Annotated in this window: 22 protein-coding genes; 11 read left to right on the forward strand and 11 right to left on the reverse strand. The window is 61.8% G+C overall.

The window, feature by feature from the left end; genetic code table 11:
* The gene (locus B1722_RS13535) at positions 1-552 is read right to left on the reverse strand and encodes a DJ-1 family glyoxalase III (protein ID WP_041065197.1); all 552 of its coding nucleotides are present in this window, start codon (positions 550-552) and stop codon (positions 1-3) included.
* A 66-nt stretch (positions 553-618) separates the two neighbouring features.
* Positions 619-1,068: a DUF4879 domain-containing protein gene (locus tag B1722_RS13540; protein WP_041065194.1), complete on the reverse strand. Its 450-nt coding sequence runs from the start codon at positions 1,066-1,068 to the stop codon at positions 619-621.
* Between the two features lie 224 nt (positions 1,069-1,292).
* Here B1722_RS13540 and B1722_RS13545 point away from each other — a divergent pair, with 224 nt between their 5' ends.
* The 4 genes from B1722_RS13545 to B1722_RS13560 all read left to right on the forward strand — a co-directional run bounded on the left by B1722_RS13545 (position 1,293) and on the right by B1722_RS13560 (position 5,161).
* Entirely contained in the window at positions 1,293-2,588 is a 1,296-nt protein-coding gene (locus B1722_RS13545) for an NCS2 family permease (RefSeq protein ID WP_007963748.1), read from the forward strand.
* Positions 2,585-3,664, forward strand: coding sequence for a tRNA (uridine(54)-C5)-methyltransferase TrmA (gene trmA, locus B1722_RS13550; RefSeq protein WP_086792887.1), 1,080 nt, complete (start codon positions 2,585-2,587; stop codon positions 3,662-3,664). The genes B1722_RS13545 and trmA overlap by 4 nt, the downstream gene beginning before the upstream one ends.
* A gap of 196 nt (positions 3,665-3,860) precedes the next feature.
* Positions 3,861-4,310 carry a type II 3-dehydroquinate dehydratase gene (aroQ, locus tag B1722_RS13555; RefSeq protein ID WP_025108744.1) on the forward strand — a complete coding sequence of 150 codons (450 nt, stop codon included), beginning with the start codon at positions 3,861-3,863 and terminating at the stop codon, positions 4,308-4,310.
* The gene (locus B1722_RS13560; protein ID WP_086792889.1) at positions 4,307-5,161 is read left to right on the forward strand and encodes a shikimate dehydrogenase; all 855 of its coding nucleotides are present in this window, start codon (positions 4,307-4,309) and stop codon (positions 5,159-5,161) included. Before aroQ ends, B1722_RS13560 begins: the two co-directional genes overlap by 4 nt.
* A 79-nt stretch (positions 5,162-5,240) precedes the next feature.
* Here B1722_RS13560 and B1722_RS13565 read toward each other — a convergent pair whose 3' ends face one another.
* Both B1722_RS13565 and quiC read right to left on the reverse strand, forming a co-directional pair.
* The gene (locus tag B1722_RS13565) at positions 5,241-5,918 is read right to left on the reverse strand and encodes a TetR family transcriptional regulator (RefSeq protein ID WP_041065184.1); all 678 of its coding nucleotides are present in this window, start codon (positions 5,916-5,918) and stop codon (positions 5,241-5,243) included.
* A 102-nt stretch (positions 5,919-6,020) separates the two neighbouring features.
* The gene (gene quiC, locus B1722_RS13570; RefSeq protein WP_086792891.1) at positions 6,021-7,922 is read right to left on the reverse strand and encodes a 3-dehydroshikimate dehydratase QuiC; all 1,902 of its coding nucleotides are present in this window, start codon (positions 7,920-7,922) and stop codon (positions 6,021-6,023) included.
* Here quiC and B1722_RS29585 point away from each other — a divergent pair.
* Both B1722_RS29585 and B1722_RS13580 read left to right on the forward strand, forming a co-directional pair.
* Complete coding sequence (locus B1722_RS29585; RefSeq protein WP_086792893.1) at positions 7,921-8,163, forward strand: hypothetical protein; 243 nt, start codon at positions 7,921-7,923, stop codon at positions 8,161-8,163. The two genes, quiC and B1722_RS29585, sit on opposite strands and share 2 nt — an antisense overlap.
* Before the next feature lie 111 nt (positions 8,164-8,274).
* On the forward strand, positions 8,275-9,612 hold the full coding sequence (locus B1722_RS13580) for an MFS transporter (protein WP_086792894.1): 1,338 nt from the start codon (positions 8,275-8,277) through the stop codon (positions 9,610-9,612).
* Positions 9,613-9,720: 108 nt separating this feature from the next.
* On the opposite strand, the gene B1722_RS13585 is transcribed toward B1722_RS13580, so the two are convergent.
* The 4 genes from B1722_RS13585 to B1722_RS13600 form a co-directional block, all read right to left on the reverse strand.
* The gene (locus B1722_RS13585; protein WP_041065173.1) at positions 9,721-10,599 is read right to left on the reverse strand and encodes a DMT family transporter; all 879 of its coding nucleotides are present in this window, start codon (positions 10,597-10,599) and stop codon (positions 9,721-9,723) included.
* 64 nt (positions 10,600-10,663) lie between these two features.
* Positions 10,664-11,479, reverse strand: a complete 816-nt coding sequence (locus B1722_RS13590) for a sugar phosphate isomerase/epimerase (protein WP_041065170.1) — start codon at positions 11,477-11,479, stop codon at positions 10,664-10,666.
* A 2-nt stretch (positions 11,480-11,481) separates the two neighbouring features.
* Positions 11,482-12,543, reverse strand: coding sequence for a Gfo/Idh/MocA family protein (locus B1722_RS13595; RefSeq protein ID WP_041065168.1), 1,062 nt, complete (start codon positions 12,541-12,543; stop codon positions 11,482-11,484).
* 229 nt (positions 12,544-12,772) lie between these two features.
* Positions 12,773-13,549, reverse strand: coding sequence for an IclR family transcriptional regulator (locus B1722_RS13600; protein ID WP_041065166.1), 777 nt, complete (start codon positions 13,547-13,549; stop codon positions 12,773-12,775).
* A 176-nt stretch (positions 13,550-13,725) separates the two neighbouring features.
* On the opposite strand from B1722_RS13600, the gene B1722_RS13605 reads away from it, so the two are divergent.
* From B1722_RS13605 to B1722_RS13620, 4 genes are all read left to right on the forward strand, one after another.
* On the forward strand, positions 13,726-15,465 hold the full coding sequence (locus B1722_RS13605; RefSeq protein WP_086792896.1) for an FAD-dependent oxidoreductase: 1,740 nt from the start codon (positions 13,726-13,728) through the stop codon (positions 15,463-15,465).
* Positions 15,449-16,282 (forward strand): aldo/keto reductase, encoded by an 834-nt coding sequence (locus B1722_RS13610; RefSeq protein WP_086792898.1) that lies wholly within the window; start codon positions 15,449-15,451, stop codon positions 16,280-16,282. The genes B1722_RS13605 and B1722_RS13610 overlap by 17 nt, the downstream gene beginning before the upstream one ends.
* A 189-nt stretch (positions 16,283-16,471) precedes the next feature.
* A complete protein-coding gene (locus B1722_RS13615) occupies positions 16,472-17,362 on the forward strand; it encodes a neutral zinc metallopeptidase (RefSeq protein ID WP_047296725.1) in 891 nt (296 codons plus the stop codon).
* Positions 17,363-18,316, forward strand: coding sequence for an alpha/beta fold hydrolase (locus B1722_RS13620; RefSeq protein WP_086792900.1), 954 nt, complete (start codon positions 17,363-17,365; stop codon positions 18,314-18,316).
* A 114-nt stretch (positions 18,317-18,430) separates the two neighbouring features.
* Here B1722_RS13620 and B1722_RS13625 read toward each other — a convergent pair whose 3' ends face one another.
* From B1722_RS13625 to B1722_RS13635, 3 genes are all read right to left on the reverse strand, one after another.
* Entirely contained in the window at positions 18,431-19,024 is a 594-nt protein-coding gene (locus tag B1722_RS13625) for an HAD family hydrolase (RefSeq protein ID WP_086792902.1), read from the reverse strand.
* Positions 19,021-19,890, reverse strand: coding sequence for an acyl-CoA thioesterase II (gene tesB / locus B1722_RS13630; protein ID WP_003228466.1), 870 nt, complete (start codon positions 19,888-19,890; stop codon positions 19,021-19,023). Before tesB ends, B1722_RS13625 begins: the two co-directional genes overlap by 4 nt.
* A 105-nt stretch (positions 19,891-19,995) precedes the next feature.
* Entirely contained in the window at positions 19,996-20,565 is a 570-nt protein-coding gene (locus B1722_RS13635; RefSeq protein WP_041065149.1) for a GNAT family N-acetyltransferase, read from the reverse strand.
* Between the two features lie 82 nt (positions 20,566-20,647).
* On the opposite strand from B1722_RS13635, the gene B1722_RS13640 reads away from it, so the two are divergent.
* Positions 20,648-21,568, forward strand: a complete 921-nt coding sequence (locus B1722_RS13640) for a histone deacetylase (protein WP_041065146.1) — start codon at positions 20,648-20,650, stop codon at positions 21,566-21,568.
* Positions 21,569-21,612: the final 44 nt, after the last annotated feature.

Raw genomic sequence — 21,612 nt, forward strand, 5'->3', positions numbered from 1 at the left:
TCAAACCAACATATCCCCCGCCACTTTCGCCCGCAATGCCTTGCCACCAAGCTGCTCCACCAACATCAGGGCAAAGTCCAGTGCGGCGCCGGAGCCCTGGGCGGTAATGCAATTGCCGTCGACCACCACCGGTTGATCAACAAACGTACAGCCCGACAGTTGATGACTGACACTTGGCAGGCAAGTCATGCGTCGCTGGCGTAACACGCCAGCGGCTTGCAGAGCGATGGCCGGGGCTTCGGCGATGGCGGCGAACAGGCGTCCGGCGCTGGCCTGGTCCTTGAGCAATTGTTGCAGCGGCTGATGCGCCGCCAGATGTTGAGAACCGACAACCCCGCCGGGCAGGACGATCAGGTCAAACGTCTGCGCCAGTACATCGACCAGCATGCCGTCCGCCGTCAGGCGCGTACCGCGTGCGCAGGTCAGCATGCGCCGGCCTTCGATGCTGGCCGCCACCACTTCAATGCCGGCGCGGCGCAGCACGTCGATCAGGGTCACGCTGTGCAGATCATCGATGCCCTCGGCGAGGGTAATCAGGGCTCTAAAGGTCATGGGCGCCATCCGCTGAGTGATCTTTAAAGCGTAGTCAGCTTTGCCCTGCCTGTTTGCTGACAGCCGTTACTTGATGTAAAGCTGGGTCGACATCGTGTTGCGTGGCGCGTTGATCGAGGTGTTGCTGAAGCTGAACGTGCCTTCCTGCTTGCCCGCCAGATCGAAGGTATACAGTGAGCCGACCGTTTTGCTGCCGGGGGTGCATTCGGTCAGATTGCCGGTATCGAAAGCGCACACCGGGGCGCGGGTGCCATTCACTTCAAAACCGTCCAGCGTGGCGTGCGGCTGGTTCTGGCCATAGCCGATTTCCAGCACATACACCTTGATGCTCGGGCCGCTGTGATTACATTGGGTTTGCGGCTGGTTATCGCCAATGTCTTCCAGGCCACAGGCCGGCGACTGGACCTTGATCACTTTCACTTCGGTCAACGGTGGCGCCGAGGCTGCCAGCACCGCCGTCGGCCCGGCCATCAGCCCTGCCATTAACCCGAAAGCCTGCATCCAGCGCTTGCCCATGTGATCGCGTTTCCCCAAAAAATTCAGCGTGCAGTATGGCGCAGATAACCCTGCTACAAAACTTCGACGACGTTCGGCACCAACAACCGCCATATTCCTCACGCTGCTGGTATGATGCGCGGCTTTTTCCGGCCCACCACAAATTCCCAGGCGCTTGCGACGGTCTGTGCTTTGCTGTTGAGGTCGATACATTCACGGCGCCACGCGCGCCACGGGGAGCAGACATGCTGGAAAGGCTGTTTCAACTCAAGGCACACAACACCAACGTGCGGACCGAGATTCTGGCGGGCGTCACGACTTTCCTGGCCATGGCCTACATTCTGTTCGTCAACCCGAGCATTCTCGGCGAGACCGGCATGGACAAAGGCGCGGTGTTCGTCGCCACCTGTCTGGCAGCCGCCATCGGCTCGACCATCATGGGCCTGATCGCCAACTACCCGATCGCCCTCGCCCCGGGCATGGGCCTGAACGCCTTCTTCACTTACACCGTGGTCCTGCACATGGGCCACACCTGGCAAGTGGCGCTGGGCGCGGTGTTCATCTCGGCGGTGTGCTTCTTCCTGCTGTCGATCTTCCGCATCCGCGAATGGATCATCAACAGCATCCCGCTGCCCCTGCGCTCGGCAATTGCCGCCGGTATTGGCCTGTTCCTGGCGCTGATCGCCCTGCACAACGCCGGTATCGTGGTCAGCAACCCGGCGACCATGGTCGGCCTCGGTGACCTGAAAGCCCCGGCCCCGATCCTTGCCACCCTCGGCTTCGCCCTGATCGTCGCTCTCGAAGCACTGAAAGTGCGCGGCGCAGTGCTGATCGGCATTCTGGCGGTGACCATCATTTCCATCGCCATGGGCTTCACCCCGTTCGGCGGCGTGACCTCGATGCCACCTTCGCTGGCCCCGACCTTCATGCAACTGGACATCAAGGGCGCCCTGGACATCGGTCTGGTCAGCGTGATCTTCGCCTTCCTGTTCGTCGACCTGTTCGACAACTCCGGCACCCTGATCGGCGTCGCCAAGCGCGCCGGCCTGATGGGCAAGGACGGCCACATGCCGAAAATGGGTCGTGCACTGATCGCCGACAGCACCGCGGCGATGGCCGGCTCGCTGCTGGGTACTTCGACCACCACCAGCTACATCGAATCCGCTGCGGGCGTGAGTGCCGGCGGCCGTACCGGTCTGACAGCGATCGTCGTGGCGATCCTGTTCCTGTTGGCGCTGTTCTTCTCGCCACTGGCGGCCAGCGTTCCGGCATTCGCCACCGCACCGGCGCTGCTGTTCGTCGCCGTGCTGATGACTTCCGGTCTGGCGGAAATAGACTGGGAAGACATCACCGTTGCCGCACCGGTCGTGGTCACCGCGCTGGCGATGCCGTTCACTTACTCGATCGCCAACGGCATCGCTTTCGGTTTCATCTCCTGGACCGTGATCAAGCTGCTGTCGGGCCGCGCCCGTGAGCTGAACCCGGCGCTGGTGATTCTGTCGATTCTGTTCGTGATCAAGTTGGGTTGGTTCAACGCATGACTTTCGATTCCCAGGCTTACGCCACTCAGCTCGAAGACAAGGTCACGCGTTTGCGCGACCTGCTGGCCCCGTTCGATGCACCAGAGCCGACCGTGTTCGACTCGCCGCTGCAGAACTTCCGCCTGCGCGCGGAATTTCGCCTGTGGCGCGAGGCCGGTGAGCGGCACTACGCGATGTTCTCCCAGGACGACAAACGCACGCCGATCCTGATCGAAGAGTTCCCGATTGCCAGCTTGCGCATCAACCAGTTGATGCCGCAGCTCAAGGCCGCGTGGCAAGCCAGCGCAGCGCTGAGCCACAAGCTGTTCCAGGTGGAATTCCTCACCACCCTGGCCGGCGATGCAATGATTACCCTGTGCTATCACCGTCCACTGGACGAGCACTGGCATGCGGCCGCGTCGAAGTTGGCGGCTGATCTCAACGTCAGCGTCATCGGGCGTTCCAAGGGCAAGCGCGAAGTGATCGGCCACGATTACGTGGTGGAGAAACTCGACGTCGGCGGTCGCACCTTCAGCTACCGTCAGCCGGAAGGCGCGTTCACCCAGCCCAACGGCACGGTGAACCAGAAAATGCTCAACTGGGCCTACGAAGCACTGGGCGATCGTCCTGACGATCTGCTGGAGCTGTATTGCGGCAACGGCAACTTCACCCTGCCGCTCGCCACCCGCGTGCGCAACGTGCTGGCCACCGAGATCAGCAAGACCTCGGTCAACGCCGCCCTGAGCAACCTCAGCGAAAACGCTGTGGATAACGTCACGCTGGTACGTCTGTCCGCCGAAGAGCTGACCGAAGCACTCAACGAAGTGCGCCCGTTCCGGCGCCTGCAGGGCATCGACCTGAAGAGCTACGAGTTCGGCAGTGTGTTTGTCGACCCGCCGCGCGCCGGCATGGACCCGGACACCTGCGAGCTGACCCGGCGCTTCGACAACATCCTGTACATCTCCTGCAACCCGGAAACCCTGGCGGCCAATATCGCCCAACTGCACGACACGCACTGCATCACCCGCTGCGCGATGTTCGATCAGTTCCCGTGGACGCATCACATGGAGTCCGGGGTGTTGCTGTCTCGGCGTTGATGGCGAATGCCAGAGACCAGGAAGCCGTCGTGATGACGGCTTTTTTGTGGCTGCAATTCTTGATCTGTGCGATCACCGAACATAAAACGTCGGAGGCAACGCCGTTCAATTGACCATGGTAACCATCTGGTACATTTTACCTCCACAGGCTGAAACCCTCAGCCCAAGCCAAAAACAATAAGTGGAGTTTGCCCCCATGCCCCCTATCGTTCTGGTGCTCAACGGCCCGAACCTGAACCTGCTCGGCACCCGTGAACCGGCGACCTACGGTCACGAAACCCTGGCCGATATCTCTGCCCTGTGCGGGCGCGCCGCCGAAGAATTCGGCCTGGCCGTGGAGTTTCGCCAGACCAATCACGAAGGCGAATTGCTCGACTGGATTCATGCGGCACGCGGCCGTTGCGCCGGAATCGTGATCAACCCGGCAGCCTGGACGCACACATCGGTGGCGATCCGCGACGCCTTGGTCGCCAGTGAGTTGCCAGTGATCGAAGTGCATCTGTCCAACGTGCATGCCCGCGAGCCATTCCGCCATCACTCGTTCGTCTCGGCCATCGCCACGGCGGTGATGTGCGGCTTCGGCAGCCATGGCTATCGCCTGGCTCTGGAGCATTTCAGTCAGCGACTGAAGGGGCGCGCAGCATGACCCGTAAACCGGTAATACTGGCTGGCCTGATCGGCGCGGGCATTCAAGCCTCGCGCACGCCAGCCCTGCATGAACACGAAGGCGATGCCCAAGGCTTGCGCTATCTGTATCGGCTGATCGACCTCGATCAGTTGCAACTCGACAGCAATGCCCTGCCCGACTTGCTGCAGGCCGCCGAACGGATGAACTACACCGGCCTGAACATCACCTTCCCGTGCAAGCAGGCGATCATCCCGCTGCTCGACGAACTGTCGCCGGAAGCCCGGGGCATCGGCGCGGTCAACACCGTGGTGCTCAAGGATGGCAAACGCATCGGCCACAATACCGACTGCCTGGGTTTTGCCGAAGGTTTTCGCCGTGGCCTGAAAGACGCTGCGCGTGCACGTGTCGTGCAGATGGGTGCCGGTGGCGCAGGCGCGGCGGTGGCCCATGCGCTGTTGAGCGAAGGCGTGCAGCAACTGAGTATTTTCGACGTCGATCGCGAGCGCGCCGAGAGTCTGGCGAACAACCTCAACCAGCATTTCGGCTCAGGTCGCGCGGTGGCCGGGCGCGATCTGCCGAGTACGCTGAATCAGGCCGATGGTCTGGTGAACACCACGCCGATGGGCATGGCCAAACTGCCGGGGATGCCCGTGCCGGTGGAGTTGCTGCGCAAGGAATTGTGGGTCGCGGAGATCGTGTACTTCCCGCTGGAAACCGAACTGCTGCGCAACGCCCGCGCCTTGGGCTGCCGCACGCTGGACGGCGGCAACATGGCGGTGTTTCAAGCGGTGAAGGCGTTTGAGCTGTTCAGCGGTGTGGTGCCGGATGCGCAGCGCATGCTGGCGCATTTTCAAAGCATGAACGTTTAAAAGATCAAAAGATCGCAGCCTTCGGCAGCTCCTACAGGGCCTTGTGTAGGAGCTGCCGAAGGCTGCGATCTTTTGCTTGTCACGGCTGCAAGTAGCGCAACACCGACTCGCAGATCATCTCGCGATGACGCTGCTTGATGCTTTCGTCCGGCAGATCGATCTGAAAGATCTCACCGAAGGTGTGGCGGTTCGAGACGCGGTAGAAGCAGAACGAGCTGATCAGCAAGTGCACATCCAGCGCGTCGAGCCCGGCGCGGAACACGCCCTCCTCGGCACCGCGGCGCAAAATCTCGCCCAGCGAATCGAGGATCGTATTGTTCATCGCCTTGATCGCATCGGAACGCTTCACGAATTCGGCGTTGTGGATGTTTTCGATGCAGACGATGCGCACGAAATCGACGTTGCGGTCATGGTGGTCGAAGGTGAACTCCACCAGTCGGCGGATCGCCACCACCGGCGGCAACTCAGCCAGGTGCAGGCGGTTTTCGGTGCTGCGGATATCGCCGTAAAGCTTCTCCAGCACCTCGACGTACAACTGCTCCTTACTGCCGAAGTAGTAATAGATCATGCGTTTGGAGGTGTGGATGCGCTCGGCGATCGCGTCAACGCGGGCACCGGACAAGCCCTGCTGGACGAACTCGACGATCGCCTCCTGCAGGATGTTCTCGCGGGTCTTTTCCGGGTTGTTCTTGCGACTCTTGCGCGGCTCGATGCCGGATACGACGGAGGCGGCGGGGAGTTCTGAAGTCATTGTCATTGCGGGCTCACGGCCATCACTGCACAGGTGGGCGATTATGGGCCGCGCTGCACAGTGAAGGAAGCCACGCGGCCCGTGTTTAATCCCGCGTTTACGAAATTCCTACAACTTCGCCTGGCGCACCGCGCCGCTGCGTGATTTGGCCATCGCCGCCAGACGTACCGCGACGTTCGCCGCACCATAACCGGCATAGCCGTTTTTACGCTGGATGATCTCGAAGAAGAAACGTCCCTCGAACGGCTCGGTATAGACGTGGAACAGTTCACCGCCCTGGGCATCGCGGTCGTAGAGCACGTTGTAGTACGCCAGTTCGCTGAGGAATTCGTCGTCAAAATCGAAGCGCGCAGCGAGGTCGTCGTAATAGTTGAGCGGAATATCCAGCAACGGCACGCCAGCCTCTTTGGCGCGGCTGACTTCAGCGAAGATGTCGTCACAATCGAAGGCGATGTGATGCACACCCGAGCCGCGATAACTCGACAGCGCATGGGAGATCGCGGTGTTGCGGTTCTCCGAGATATTCAGCGGCAAGCGGATCGAACTGTCGCGGCTGCGCAACGCGCGGCTCTTCACCAGCCCGTACGGATCAGGCAGCACCACTTCATCGTCGGCCTCGAAATCCAGCAGGCTCTTGTAGAACAGCACCCAACTGTCGAGGCTGTCGGCCGGCAACGCCATGGCCATGTGATCGATGCGCTTGAGGCCGCCACGGGCCTGGGCATTCTGCAGCAGATTGAAGTCGGTGCCATAGACATCCGCCGCTTCATCCACCAGATAAATCAGGCTGCCGTCCGGTGCACGCACCGCGGCCAGTTCCAGTTCGTTGGGGCCGACCAAGCCGCGATAGGGCTGGCCCTTGTAGGCGACGGCGCGGGCCAGGGCGCTGGCGCTGTCCTTGACCCGCACGGCGGTGGCGCACAGCGACGGGCCGTGCGCCTCAAAGAAACTGTGGCCGAACGAATACGGCTCGGCGTTGAGGATCAGGTTGATATCGCCCTGACGCAGCAGGCTCACGCTCTTGGAGCGGTGCTGCCCGGCCTTGACGAAGCCCAGGCGCTCCAGCCAATTGCTCAGTTTGGCGCCGAGGCTTTCGTCGACAGCGAATTCAAGAAACTCAATGCCGTTGTACTCGCTGGCCGGCGGCGTTTCGAAGAGGATCTCGCGGTTGGCCACCGGCGTCGGTTGTTGCTCCAGGCGCTGACGGGTTTTCTCTTCCAGATACAGCAGCGAACGCAGACCATCAGCGGCATTCGCTCGAGGTGGCGCGGCGCGGAAGCCATCGTTGAAGATCTCCAGCGACAACGGCCCGGTGTAACCGCTCTGGATGATCGGCGCGAGGAAGCCCGGCAGATCGAACTCACCCTGCCCCGGGAAGCAGCGGAAATGCCGGCTCCACTCCAGCACATCCATGGCGAGAATCGGCGCGTCGGCCATTTGCACAAAGAAGATCTTGTCGCCGGGAATGTCGGCAATCGCGCTTGGATCACCTTTCAGCGACAAGGTGTGAAAGCTGTCGAGCAGCACGCCGAGGGCCGGGTGATCGGCCTGGCGGACGATGTCCCAGACCTGTTGATACGTATTGACGTGCCGGCCCCAGGCCAGCGCTTCATAGCCGATGCGCAACCCGCGCGCGCCGGCCCGTTCGGCCAGCAGGCGCAGGTCATCGACCAGAATCTGCCGGTCGCCGACGCTGTCTGCCGAGGCGTTGCTGCAGACCAGCACCAGGTCGGTGCCCAGTTCCTGCATCAGGTCGAATTTGCGCTCGGCCCGCTCCAGATTGCGCGCCAGCCGATCTCGGCGGCAGCCTTCAAAATCGCGGAATGGCTGGAACAGCGTGATGGCGATCCCCAGGTCAGCGCACATCTGCCTGATTTCCCGCGGACTGCCGTCGTAATACAGAAGATCGTTCTCGAAAATCTCGACGCCGTCGAACCCGGCGGCGGCAATGGCTTCGAGCTTTTCCGGCAGGGTGCCGCTCAGGGAAACGGTGGCAATGGAACGCTGCATGTTGCTACTCCCGGACTTCGCCGCGCTTATCTTTAAGGTAGGAGCTGCCGAAGGCTGCGATCTTTTGATCCTGGTCCTGAAAAGCAAATTCAAAAGATCGCAGCCTTCGGCAGCTCCTACACAGGATGTTTTTTATCGTTGGGAAATTATTGGCTGCATGACTGCGCACAGCAATTTAAAGTGTACCAGCCGGTTAGTTTTGCGTGCGATTATCGAACACTATGGCGTTTCGACGAATTGACGATTTTTCGTCCACTGCCCACCATCGACTTCACATTGAGTCCGGAAATGAACCTTCGGTCGCAGTGCGTGCAAACAACACCACATAACAAATTCAAAAACGGGTGGAACAATGATTCCTTCACAGACTTCCCGCATGGCTCCGGCCATGAGCACTGCCACGGGTGGCATCGGCGACAAGATCCGCGGCGCCATGGCTGTCGGCAAGACCCGTTGGGGCATGCTGGCGCTGGTGTTTTTCGCCACGACCCTGAACTACATCGACCGCGCCGCCCTCGGCGTCATGCAGCCCATCCTCGCCAAGGAAATGAGCTGGACGGCGATGGATTACGCCAACATCAACTTCTGGTTTCAGGTCGGCTACGCGATCGGTTTCGTCCTGCAAGGACGTTTGATCGACCGGGTCGGCGTGAAGCGCGTGTTCTTCTGCGCGGTGCTGCTCTGGAGCCTGGCCACCGGCGCCCACGGCCTGGCGACATCGGCCGTCGGCTTCATGGTCTGCCGGTTTATCCTCGGCCTGACCGAAGCGGCCAACTACCCGGCCTGCGTGAAAACCACGCGCCTGTGGTTCCCGGCCGGCGAACGCGCGGTGGCCACTGGCATCTTCAACGCCGGGACCAACGTCGGCGCCATGTTCACGCCGATGCTGCTGCCGCTGATTCTCCACGTCTGGGGCTGGCAGGCAGCGTTCCTGTGCATGTCGGCACTGGGCGGGATCTGGCTGCTGTTCTGGGGCTTGAAATACTTCAACCCGGAAGACCATCCGAGCGTCAAACAGTCGGAGCTGGAATACATCCAGAAAGAAGTCGAACCGGAACAGGCCCGCGTCCCGTTCTCACGCATCCTGCGCATGCGCGGCACCTGGGCGTTCGCCCTCGCCTATTCGCTGACCGCGCCGGTGTTCTGGTTCTACCTGTATTGGTTGCCGCCGTTTCTCAATCAGCAATACAACCTGGGCATCAACGTCACCCAAATGGGTATTCCGCTGATCATCATCTACGTGACGGCCGACTTCGGCAGCGTCGGTGGCGGCATTCTGTCTTCGTTCCTGATCGGTCGCGGCATGAACTCGATCAAGGCGCGGCTGCTGTCGATGTTCCTGTTCGCCTGCTGCATCATCGGCGTGATCATGGCCGCCGGTTCGAGCAATCTGTGGGTCGCCGTCGCGGCAATCTCCCTGGCGATCGGCGCGCATCAGGCCTGGACCGCGAACATCTGGAGCCTGGTGATGGACTACACGCCCAAGCACATGATGAGCACGGTGTTCGGTTTCGGCGGCATGTGCGCAGCGATTGGCGGGATGTTCATGACCCAGATCGTCGGCCACATCCTGACCGTCACCAACAACAACTACACGGTGCTGTTCACGCTGATCCCGGCGATGTACTTCATTGCGCTGACCTGGATGTACTTCATGGCACCGCGCAAGATCCCTGACGTCACCGAATAACCGGCCTACCCTGTAGGAGCTGCGGCACGCTGCGATCTTTTGATCTTGATTTTGAAGATCAAAAGATCGCAGCGTGCCGCAGCTCCTACACAGGAATTTGTGGATCCTTCAGCGACGGCTCTGCTGCCACGCCGCCGCCAGGCCGCTGCAACAGATCACCACAATGCCGATCACCGTCAACAGGCTTGGCGTGTGATTGAACACCACCCAGCCCAACAGCCCGGCAAACACGATCTGACAGTAACCGAACGGCGCCAGCAATGCCGGCGCGGCATGGCGAAACGCCTGGGTCAGAAACAGGTGCGCGGTCATCCCGCAACTGCCCAGCGCCAGCATCAACACGGCATGCATCAACGTCGGCACCTGCCAGAAGAACGGCACCAGCGCACTCATCACCAAGGTGTTGCACAGACCGGCGAAGAAGTTGCTGGTGGTCGGGCTATCGACCTCACTGAGCTTGCGCGTCAGCAGTTGATAGAAGCAGAAAAACAACGCCGAGCAGAACGGCAGCAGCACCGCCGGAGTGAACAATTCACCGCCCGGGTGAACGATGATCAGCACGCCGATGAATCCACAGATCACCGCAATCCATTGCCCGCGCGTCACCCGTTCCTTGAGCAACGGCACCGACAATGCCGTCACCAGCACCGGCGCAAGAAAGTTGACCGCCGTGGCCTCGGCCAGCGGGATGTACAACAGCGCCGTGGTGAAAAACAGACTGGTGCCGAGCAGACACAGCGCCCGCGCCAACTGCCACAACGGCCGTTTGGTACGCAACACCCGAAGCCCCGATTGCGGCAGGAAGATCCCCGCCATCAGCAAGGTGTGCACCAGATAACGCGCCCATACCACCATGACGATCGGGTAGAAACCCGATAGGTATTTCGACAGCGCGTCGTGGCTGGAGAACAGGAAAGTCGCCACGACAATCAGCAAAATCCCCTTGAAGGGTTGGTTGACACCGGAGAGCGGGGTGCTGACGGTCATTGGATATCTCTGAAGGAAAAATAAACAGTGGCGGGGACGCTGGCGCCCCGCCACAAAAACTGACTTATAACTGCGTCAACAATTCCCGCGTCCTGTCGAGCGCCATCTGCGCTCGTTGCAATCCGCTGACGCCCTGCTCCAGCAGTTTTACCGTGGGGATCTCCAGGCTCAATGGAATATTAGCTGGCAGACTGCGCAACAAACCGTGCAGGTCGCAATCGCCCTCGCCGGGAAACCGCCGCTCGTTGCGCGCCTGACGCAAGATCTCGGCCATGTCCGCCGGTCTCGGCCCCGCCACATCGCACAATTGCGCATAACGCAGGCGCGCCGGTGCGACGCTGGCCAGATCCTCCAGCCGTGAGCCGGAGCGATCGAAATGAAAGGCATCGACCAGCACCGCGGCGTTTTCCCGGTCGGCGTTGGCAACGATGCGCAACGCCTGCTCGAGGTTGCGCGCATCGGTCCAGGGCATGAACTCCAGATGCGGATGCAAACCGTAAGGCGCCGCCAGATCACACAGCGCGGCAAAGTTGTCGGTGAGCCGTTGCTCGTCAGGATCATTGCCGGCGACGAGTAATTCACTGGCGCCAAACTCCGCGCCGACGGCCAGCAGCTTGTCGAAATCGGCAACCACGGTGTGCGGTTTCAGGCGCAGGATTTCCACGTCGAGCACCGCGATGCCAGTGTCGCGCAAACGCCTCAACGTCTGACGCCGCAGATCACCATCGGCCACCAGCGGAAAGTGATATTCCTCCGGCGTCGCCGGTTCCAGGCGCAGGCCAACATGGCTGTAACCGGCACGCGCCGCCACCTCGACCATTTGCGGTGGCGATAATTCGAGTACGGTGAGACTGGCCAGAGACAGGATTCGTTCGTTCATGCTCAAGCCTCGACCGCTGCCGGGGAACAGGCACGGCCGCTGGCCGCCGCTTCACGAATCGCCTCGACCAGCGCCAGGGTTCGCGCGGCATCGGCGGCACTGACCAAGGGTTCGACTTCACGCCGCGCGACCTGCACAAAATGTTGCAGCTGCAAACGCAACGCGTCCCCGCCCTCACACTGTTCTTGCAGCGCGATCAGCGGTTCGTGCCAACCGGCATCGACTTGATCGGCAGCGTAATGCCAACGCTTGAGTTGCGGAATGCTTAACGCTCCGGCAGTGCCCGCCAGCAAATAACACGGCTGATCGGCCTGACGCGGGTAAACCGGGTTTTCTGCGGAATTCAGCTCCCAGCTCCACGGCGCAGCGACCGCATCGGAACCGCTCAGCGTGCCCAGTGCACCGCCGGCAAATTGCAGTAACACCGCGACGCTGTCTTCGTTGGCAAAACCCCGCACCGCGTTGTCGGTGACGGCCTGCACCGACTGCACCTCCCCGCACAGGTGACGCAGCAAATCGAGGTCGTGAATCAGGTTGGTCAGCAACAGGCCCGCGCCCGGCTCACGGCGCCACGGGACCTCGAAATAACGGTCGGGTTTGCGCACCTGAAACAGTGCGGTAACCGTGGTCAGCCGCCCGAGCGCGCCGCTGCGCAGCAATTGGTGGGCACGCACGATCAACGGATTGTGCCGCCGATGATGGCCGACCAGCACCGGCACGCCGCTGCGTTTGACCGCCGCCACCAGTTCGAGTGCCTCATCCAGATGCACGCCCACCGGTTTCTCCAGCAGCACCGCAATCCCGGCGGCGAGGCAATCCAGCGCCGTGCTGACGTGCTGATTATTCGGGTTGGCCACGATCACCGCATCGGGCCTCACCTGCTCCAGCATCTGCCGGTGATCGGCGAAATACGCCACGCCCCACTGCGCCGCCAGCGCGGGAACCTGCGGGCCGGGATCGGCCACTGCACACAACCGGGCTTCATCGAGGGTTTGCAAGTGCTGGTAATGCTGGTGGCCCATGTTGCCGGCGCCGATCAGGGCGATACGAAGGGGCGGAGTCAAGGCGCGATCCTCTTGTGATTGTTGTCGGAAATGTCACTCCAGCAACAATTTAGAATCGAGTTCCAAAATCAAACACCCACTAATAGAAAATCCGTGCGAACACCGCACAACTTCGCACACGACGCTCAACCTGTAAGAGTTGCCGCAGGCTGCGATCTTTTGCTCTTGATCTGAAAAACAACGTCAAAAGATCGCAGCCTTCGGCAGCTCCTACAAAGATCGGCGCGGGTCAGACAAACAATTCGGACGCCAGGCTCGCCGCCGACAACTCCTCGGTGAACTTCATCAGCAACGGCGCCAGTTCATGCAGCCGCGCGCCAGGCATCCGCGCGCTTGGCCCGGCGATGCTCAGTACGCCGATCACCCGTCCGTCAACGGGATGCTTGACCACCGCGGCAATCGCCGAAGTGCCCACCGCCGAACTTTCCTCGACGCAGGCATAACCCTGCTCACGCGCCAGCCGCAGGCGCTCCAGCAACTCGATATTGGAGCGCGGCGCATTCGGCCCAATGCCCACCGGCACTTCCGCGCCCTGGCGCTCGACCAGCGACAACGCCTCGGCATCGCTCATGCAGGCCAGCCACGCGTGCCCGGAGGCGGTGTAGAACAACGGCGCGTCGCGGCCCATGTCCGGGTCATAACGCAGGCCCGTCCGGGCGCCCTGCGCCTTGGCGATCCAGGTCTGGCGCTCGCCATCGATCACCCCCAGACGCACCAGTTCGCCGGTTTCCTGCGCCAGTCGATCCAGCACCGGCTGCACGATGTCGGCACCGCTGCTCGACAGGTACTGAAACCCCATCGCCACCAGTTTGGTCGACAAGTGATAGCGCAGAGTGTCTGCATTCTGCCGTACATAACCCAGCCGAATCAGCTCGGCGAGCATACGGTGAGTGGCACTTTTCGGGATGTCGAGCTGCTCGGCCAGGGTCTGCATCGGCAGCCCGCGCGGCTCACTGGTGAGGCTTTCCAGCACGCTGAAAACCCGTTCGATCTGACTGCCGGCCATGGGAAGATCCAAATGAAATTTCGCCGATTCTAAAAGACATCCGAGACAAAGCGAAATCCGGAACTGGCTGTGCGATAACCGCCCACTTTACTGAACCATGCCTTGTTGCAGCTGCACATAATTAGTTAATTTCTGGAACCTAATTCCAATAAAACTCAGCTGCGGAGCTTTGCCTGATGCCTGCCGAACTTCCCGAAATCGACTGTGACGTGCTGGTCGTCGGCTCCGGTGCCGCCGGTTTATCTACAGCGGTCACTGGCGCATGGCACGGTCTGAAAGTCATCGTGGTTGAAAAGGATCCGCTGTTCGGTGGTGCCACGGCGTGGTCCGGCGGCTGGGCGTGGGTACCGTGCAATCCACTGGCGCGACGCGCCGGCATCGTCGAAGACATCGAGCAACCGCGCACGTACCTGCGCCGCGAACTCGGCGAACATTACGACCCGGCCATGATCGACGCCTTCCTCACTGCCGGACCACACATGGTCGCGTTTTTCGAACAGCACAGCGCTTTGCAATTTGCCGACGACAACGCCATCGCCGACATCCATGGCGATACGCCGGGCGCTGGCACGGGCGGGCGCTCGGTCATCGCGGCGCCTTACGACGGACGCCAAGTCGGACGCCTGCTCAAGCGCCTGCGTACAACGATGCGCGAAACGTCCTTCATGGGCATGCCGATCATGGCCGGCGCCGACCTTTCGGCGTTCCTCAATCTCACCCGTTCGCTGAAAGCGGCTTGGCATGTAACCCGTCGTTTTACCCGACACTTGCTGGATCTGGCGGTACACGGCCGGGCCATGCAACTGGTCAACGGGGTGGCGCTGGTCGCCAGGCTGGCGAAATCCGCCGAGGACCTTGGTGTCCTGTTATGGGAGTCGGCGCCGGTGAGCGAACTGCTGCGCGATGAAGCAAGGGTTTACGGCGCCGTGGTCAACAGCGCAAAAGGCCCGATCCGCGTCCATGCACGCAAAGCCGTAGTGCTGGCCGCCGGCGGTTTCGCCAATGACGTCGAACGGCGCAAGGCCTTGTTTCCGCGCACGCCCACGGGTCATGAACACTGGGCACTGCCGCCGCTGGCGGTGAATGGCGATGGCCTGCGTCTGGGCGAAAGCGTCGGTGCCACGGTCAATACCGAGCTGGCGTCGCCCGTGGCCTGGGCACCGGTCTCGCAAGTGCCGCATGCTGACGGCAGCATCGGCCATTTCCCACACATCATCGAACGCGGCAAACCGGGAATCATCGGCGTACTGCGCAACGGCCAGCGCTTCGTCAACGAGGCCAACGGTTACTACGACTACGTCAGCGCCATGGTTGCCGCCACGCCTGAAGGCGAGGAAGTCGCCTCGTGGCTGATCTGCAGCCGCGCCTTTCAACGGCGTTATGGCCTGGGCATGTCGCGGCCATTTCCCGTTCCGCTGTCAGGATTTATTCGCAGCGGCTATCTGAAAACCGGCAACACCCTGGAAGAATTGGCCAGCGCCTGCGGCATCGACCCGAGCGGATTACGTCACACGGTGGATCACTACAACTCGCATGCGCGCCTTGGCGAGGACCCGTTGTTCGGTCGCGGTTCCACGTCCTACAACCGCAAGCAGGGCGATCCGGCGAACCTTCCCAACCCCTGCGTTGCCCCAATAGAGGCCGGCCCTTTTTATGCCGTGAAAGTGCAACCGGGCTGCTTCGGCACCTTTGCCGGGCTCAGGGTCAACCCGCATGCACAAGTGCTCGACGCCCATGCCCAGCCCATCGCCGGGCTCTACGCCGCCGGTGGCGACATGGCCAGCATCATGGGCGGGCACTATCCGGCAGGCGGGATCAACCTCGGCCCGGCGCTGACGTTCGGCTACATCGCCGCCCGGCATATCGCCGGCATCACTGCTTTCGAACAGGAGATCGACCATGCAGCACATCGTTAACGCCCAGGGTTTGAACATGCCGAAACTCGGCCTCGGCACCTGGCCGATGCTCGGCGACGAATGCACCCGTGCCGTCGAGCAGGCGCTGGAACTCGGTTATCGGCATATCGACACGGCAGCGGCCTACAACAACGAAGACGCAGTCGGACAAGCGTTGGCGAACACATCGACACCCCGCGAGCAGATTCATGTCACCACCAAGGTCTGGTGGGACCAGTTGCAACCCGACGCCATGCGCCACTCGATGGAACGAAGCCTCAAGGCTTTGCGCAGCGAGTACGTCGACCTGTTCATGATCCATTGGCCGAGCATTGACTGGGACTTGCCGCGCACGCTTGAAACCCTCGCATCCTTCAAGGAGCAAGGTCTGGCTCGCAACATCGGCGTGGCGAATTTTCCGCTGCCGCTGCTGCGCAAAGTCGTCGAGGAATACGCCATCCCTCTGTCAGCGATCCAGGTCGAGTACCACGTCTTGCTCGGACAAAACGCCTTGCTCGACTATGCCCGCCAACACGATCTGGCACTGACGGCCTACACGCCATTGGCGCGCAACAAGGTCTCGGACATTGCGCAGATTCAGCAGATCGCGAAAAAACACAGTGTGCTGCCGACTCAGATCGCATTGAAATGGCTGCTCGATCAGCCCAACGTCGCGGCGATTCCCAAAGCCAGCAGCCAGGCCAATCAACTGGCGAACCTGGCTGCGCTGCAGGTTGAGCTGGACGCTGAAGACCGCGCACTGATCGCCGCACTGCCGAAAAATCAGCGTCAGGTCAGCCCGGATTTCGCCCCGGTGTGGGACGCCTTCGATCGCTGACGCACAGTGCGAAAGGAGAAATCCGCCAACGGATTGAATTAGTCGCGCACACGCTCGTCAATAACAGGCCCGCCCTCGTCACCCGAGGCCGGGCCTGCTTGCGTGTGCGCCAATGGACGGACGACCGGACTGGCGCCACACTCACACACCAGCAACACTCATCACCACGTACAGATAGAGGATTCCCACATGCTATGGAAAAAAGGCCGACGCAGTGACAACGTCGTCGATGCCCGTGGCGATGATAGCGGCGGTGGCGGCGGCATGCGTTTCGGTGGTGGCAAAGGCCTGAGCCTCGGGGCGATCCTGCTGATCGTCGGCATCGGCTGGATCACCGGGCAGGACCCGCTGCAGATCCTCGGCCAGCTCACCGGGCAAATGACCGAACAATCGGCACCGGCCTCGACGCAAACCCGTCAGGCGCCACCGGCCAACGACCAGCAGGCCGAATTCGTGCGTTCGATCCTCGGCGATACCGAAGACACCTGGGGCGCGATTTTCCAGCAGGCCGGCCGCCAATATAAGGACCCGACTTTGGTGCTGTTCAGCAACCGGGTCAATTCCGCCTGCGGTCTGGCGACTTCGGCGACCGGCCCGTTCTATTGCCCGGCGGATCAGAAAGTCTATCTGGACATGGCCTTCTTCCAGGAAATGGCCCAGCGCTTCAAGGCTGCCGGCGACTTCGCCCAGGCCTACGTGATCGCGCACGAAGTCGGCCACCATGTGCAGACGCTGCTCGGCGTCTCGGCGAAAATTCAGGCAGCCCGGCAGCAGGGGCGGCAGATGCAGGGCGACGGCGGTTTGCTGGTGCGTCAGGAATTGCAGGCCGACTGCCTGGCCGGCGTCTGGGCCTACCATGCGCAGCAGCGCCTGAACTGGCTGGAACCGGGTGACGTCGAAGAGGCCTTGAACGCGGCCAACGCCATCGGTGATGATCGCCTGCAACAACAGGGTCAGGGTCGAGTGGTGCCGGACTCGTTTACCCATGGCACGTCAGCGCAAAGGGTGCGCTGGTTCAAAACCGGATTCGCCCAGGGCCAGGTCGGCCAGTGCGATACCTTCGCGGCGAAAAACCTGTAAATGCACAAATGGCTTTTGGCGTTACTGATCATCGGCGGCAGCGCACACGCGGCGGGCGTCGATGCCATCAGCTCCGGGCGTCTGCAACTCAAGGCCGGCGAAATGGCCGTGGGCATCAGCCCCGCACCGGAAAAAATCGAGCGGGTGCTGATCGTCATTCACGGCCGTCTGCGCAACGCCGAAACCTACCGCAAGAGTGCCGAGCACGCCACGGAGTTGGCCGGACAAACTGCGCACACGCTGGTGATCGCGCCGCAGTTTCTCAATGAAAGCGACGTCGCCCTGTACTCGCTGCCCAACACGTTGCTGCGCTGGAAAGGCAACGAGTGGATGGGCGGCGGGTTATCCACAGGGCAGAATCCGCTGAGTTCCTACGCCGCGCTGGATGAAATCGTCGCCCGGGTCAGCGACCGCAAGCAGTTTCCGGATGTGAAACAGATTGTGATTTTCGGCCACTCGGGTGGTGGCCAAGTGGTGCAGCGTTATGCCCTGCTGGCCAAGGATCAACCGGCGCTGAAGGCCAACGGCGTTCGCCTGCGGTACGTGGTGGCCAACCCGTCGTCATACGCGTATTTCAACGAACAGCGGCCAGTGACCTTCGATCACGCACAGTGCCTTGGGTTTAATCGCTGGAAGTACGGCCTGAGCGACATGCCGGTGTACGCCGGCGGGCAAACGCCGTTGCAGCTTGAAAGCAGTTACATCAAGCGCGAGGTGATTTATCTGCTCGGTCAGCAGGACACCGACCCGCAGCATCCGGCGCTGGACAAGAGCTGCGCCGCCGAAGCCCAGGGCGCGTATCGACTGGAACGCGGCAAACTGTTTTTCGGCTACCTGCTGCGCCGGCATCCGGAAGGGGTGAATCAGCGGCTGGTTGAAGTGCCAGGGGTCGGGCATAACGGCGATGGGATGTTGACGTCGCCGGAGGGGCAGAAAGCGCTGTTTGATCAATGATTTTGCAGTGGCCGCTCAGGCCTCATCGCGGGCAAGCCCGCTCCCACAGGGGAATGTATTTCAAATGTGGGAGCGGGCTTGCCCGCGATGAGGCCCTTTCAGGCGCTAAAGAACTCAGGCCAGATGCATCCGCCGCAACTCGACACAATCCTGCGCATGCCAGTCCGTCAGCTCCGGCCATGGGTTATCCGGCAAATTCACCAGCACCGTCCGCGCCCCGGCCGCTCGCCCGCAATCCAGGTCGAAGCGGTAATCCCCGACCATCACCATCTCGCGCGCCGGCACCTTCCAGGCCTCGGCCAGTTTCAGCAACCCGCCGGGATGCGGCTTCGGCGGTGCTTCATCGCGGCCCAGCACATCGTCCACGGCGAAGCAGTCGGCCAGACCAATCGCTTCGAGCGTCACATGCGCCAGCTCCCGCGCGTTGCGCGTCAGGATGCCCAGGCGATAGCCACGCCCGTGCAGATCGCGCACCAACTCCACCGCACCGGCAGCCGGTTTCGAACCCAGCGCCAGATCGCGCTCATGCTCCAGCAGCCAGGCATGTTTCGCCGCCGCTTCGTCGGCCGGCAGCGCCGCGAGGTGGGTGAGAATGTCGTCCTCGGGCGGAATCGCCAGCGCCACGCGGATCGCCGCAAAGTCATGCACGGCGATCGTCAGCGTGCCGTCCATGTCGAACACCCAGTGCTTCACATCGCTCAGGCTCATGCCCAGTCCTTGCGGTGACGAATCAGGCCTTCCTGGGTCACCGACGCCACCAGTTGCCCGGCGCGGTTGTACACGCTGCCACGGGAGAACCCACGGGAATTACCGGCCCACGGGCTGTCCATCGCGTAGAGCAGCCAGTCGTCGGCGCGCAGATCATTGTGGAACCACAGCGCGTGATCGAGGCTGGCGACCTGCATGTCTTTCTGCCAGACCGACTTGCCGTGGGGCAGCATCGAAGTGGTCAGCAGACCGAAGTCCGAGGCGTAGGCCAGCAGGTATTTGTGCAGCGCCGGAATGTCGGCCAGCGCGCCATCAGCACGGAACCACACGTACTTCACCGGATCGGCCGGCTGCGGGTTGTACGGGTCTTTTTCAGTGACCGGGCGCACTTCGATCGGTTTCGGGCAGAGCAATTTTTCGCGCATGTGCTCGGGAATCAGGTGCGCGCGCTGCTGGGTCAGTTCCAGTTCCGACGGCAGGTTTTCCGGGCCGACCACCACCGGCATCTGGCTCTGATGCTCGAAGCCTGCCTCGTCGTACTGGAACGACGCGCTGCAGGTGAAGATCGGGTGGCCCTTCTGGATCGCGGTGACCCGCCGGGTGCTGAAGCTGCCGCCATCACGCACGCGATCCACCGAGTACACCACTGGCAATTTGGCGTCGCCGGGGCGCAGGAAATAACCGTGCATCGAATGCACATGGCGCGCCTCTTCAACCGTCTGACTGGCCGCCGACAGCGACTGGCCGAGCACCTGCCCGCCGAACAACTGACGGAAACCCAGGTCCTGGCTGCGGCCACGGAACAGGTTTTCCTCGATCGGCTCCAGGGTCAGCAGGTCGACCAGATCTTCCAACACTTGGCTCATTCAGACTCTCCTCACACAACGCTATGCCGCGCAGTCTTGGCTGCGGCGGCCCATTCAGGTTCTGGCGCGAGCCATTGTCGCGCCATTGTAAACGTCCGTGTCGGCTTAGCCATGCAGGGTTTGCAGCCATTGCTCCCTGGTAATCCGGTACAACACATGCCGGCGCAACGGGTGATCGACGGCAACTTTGGGATGATCGAAATCATCGGCCGGATCGTGCTGCATGCCAATCGCTTGCATGACTTTCTCAGAGGGCAGATTGCTCTGGGCGGTGAAGGACACGATTTCCTTCAGCGACAACCGGTCAAAGCCGCAACGCAGAGCGGTCCATGCCGCTTCACTGGCATAGCCCAGCCCCCAATGCTCGCGGGCCAGGCGCCAGCCGATTTCCACCGCTGGCGTGAACGGGGCATCGAAACCGACCACACCCAGACCGGTGAAACCGATGAACTCGCCGCTGTCCTTGCGCTCCAGCGCCCATAATCCGAAGCCGTGTTCGGCAAAATGGCCGCGCACCCGACCAATGAGCGAAGCACTTTCCAGGCGGCTCAAGGGCTGTGGAAAGTAACGCATGACCTGCGGATCGGCACACATCGCCGCAAATGCCGGCAAATCCTCGTCCTGCCATTGGCGCATCAGCAATCGCGCACTTTCCAGTTGCAGTATCGGCTCCATCATGCCCCTCCGTTTCCATGCCGCAAGTCTACATCGCTGGTAGGATCGTTCACTCTTTCCATCGTTCCTACATGAAGTCGCCATGCCACTGCCGTTGATCTACCACGAAGACTACAGTCCCGAGTTTCCGGCGGATCACCGCTTTCCGATGGACAAGTTCCGTTTGCTGCGCGACCACCTGGTCGACAGCGGCCTGACCCGCGACGCCGACCTGCTGCGCCCGGAGATCTGCCCCAACGACATCCTCGCCCTGGCGCATGACCGTCGCTATATCGAACGCTACATGAGCGGCGAGTTGTCCCGCGAAGACCAGCGGCGCCTTGGCTTGCCCTGGAACGAAGCGCTGGCGCGGCGTACGGTGCGGGCGGTCGGCGGTTCAATTCTGGCGGCAGAAAAAGCCCTGGAGCATGGTCTGGCCTGTCACCTGGCCGGCGGCACCCATCACGCTCACTACGACTACCCGGCCGGGTTCTGCATCTTCAACGACCTGGCGATCATCAGCCATTACCTGCTGCAAAGCGGTCGGGTGAACCGTGTGCTGATCTTTGATTGCGACGTGCATCAGGGTGACGGCACCGCACGCATCCTCCACGACACGCCGGAGGCGATCACCGTTTCCCTGCACTGTGAAAAGAATTTTCCTGCACGCAAGGCCGAAAGCGACTGGGACATTCCGCTGCCTAAAGGCATGGGCGATGCCGACTATCTGCAGGTGGTGGATGACACCCTCAACTACCTGCTGCCGCTGTATCAACCGGACCTGGTGCTGTACGACGCCGGGGTCGATGTGCACAAGGACGACGCCCTCGGTTATCTGCAGCTGACAGACGAAGGCGTCGCCGCCCGCGATGAAAGCGTGATGCGCCATTGCCTGGGCCGCGACATCCCGGTGGTTGGCGTGATCGGCGGTGGCTACAGCAAGGATCGCCACGCCCTCGCCCGCCGCCACGGCATCCTGCATCACAGCGCGCAACGGGTCTGGACGTCACACGGTTGTCATTAAGCTGTGCTGCGTTACCCACAATGGCTGTGGAACGGCCTGTGGAT

Source organism: Pseudomonas sp. SCPG-7, assembly GCF_002156405.1.
GTDB classification, from domain to species: domain Bacteria; phylum Pseudomonadota; class Gammaproteobacteria; order Pseudomonadales; family Pseudomonadaceae; genus Aquipseudomonas; species Aquipseudomonas parakoreensis.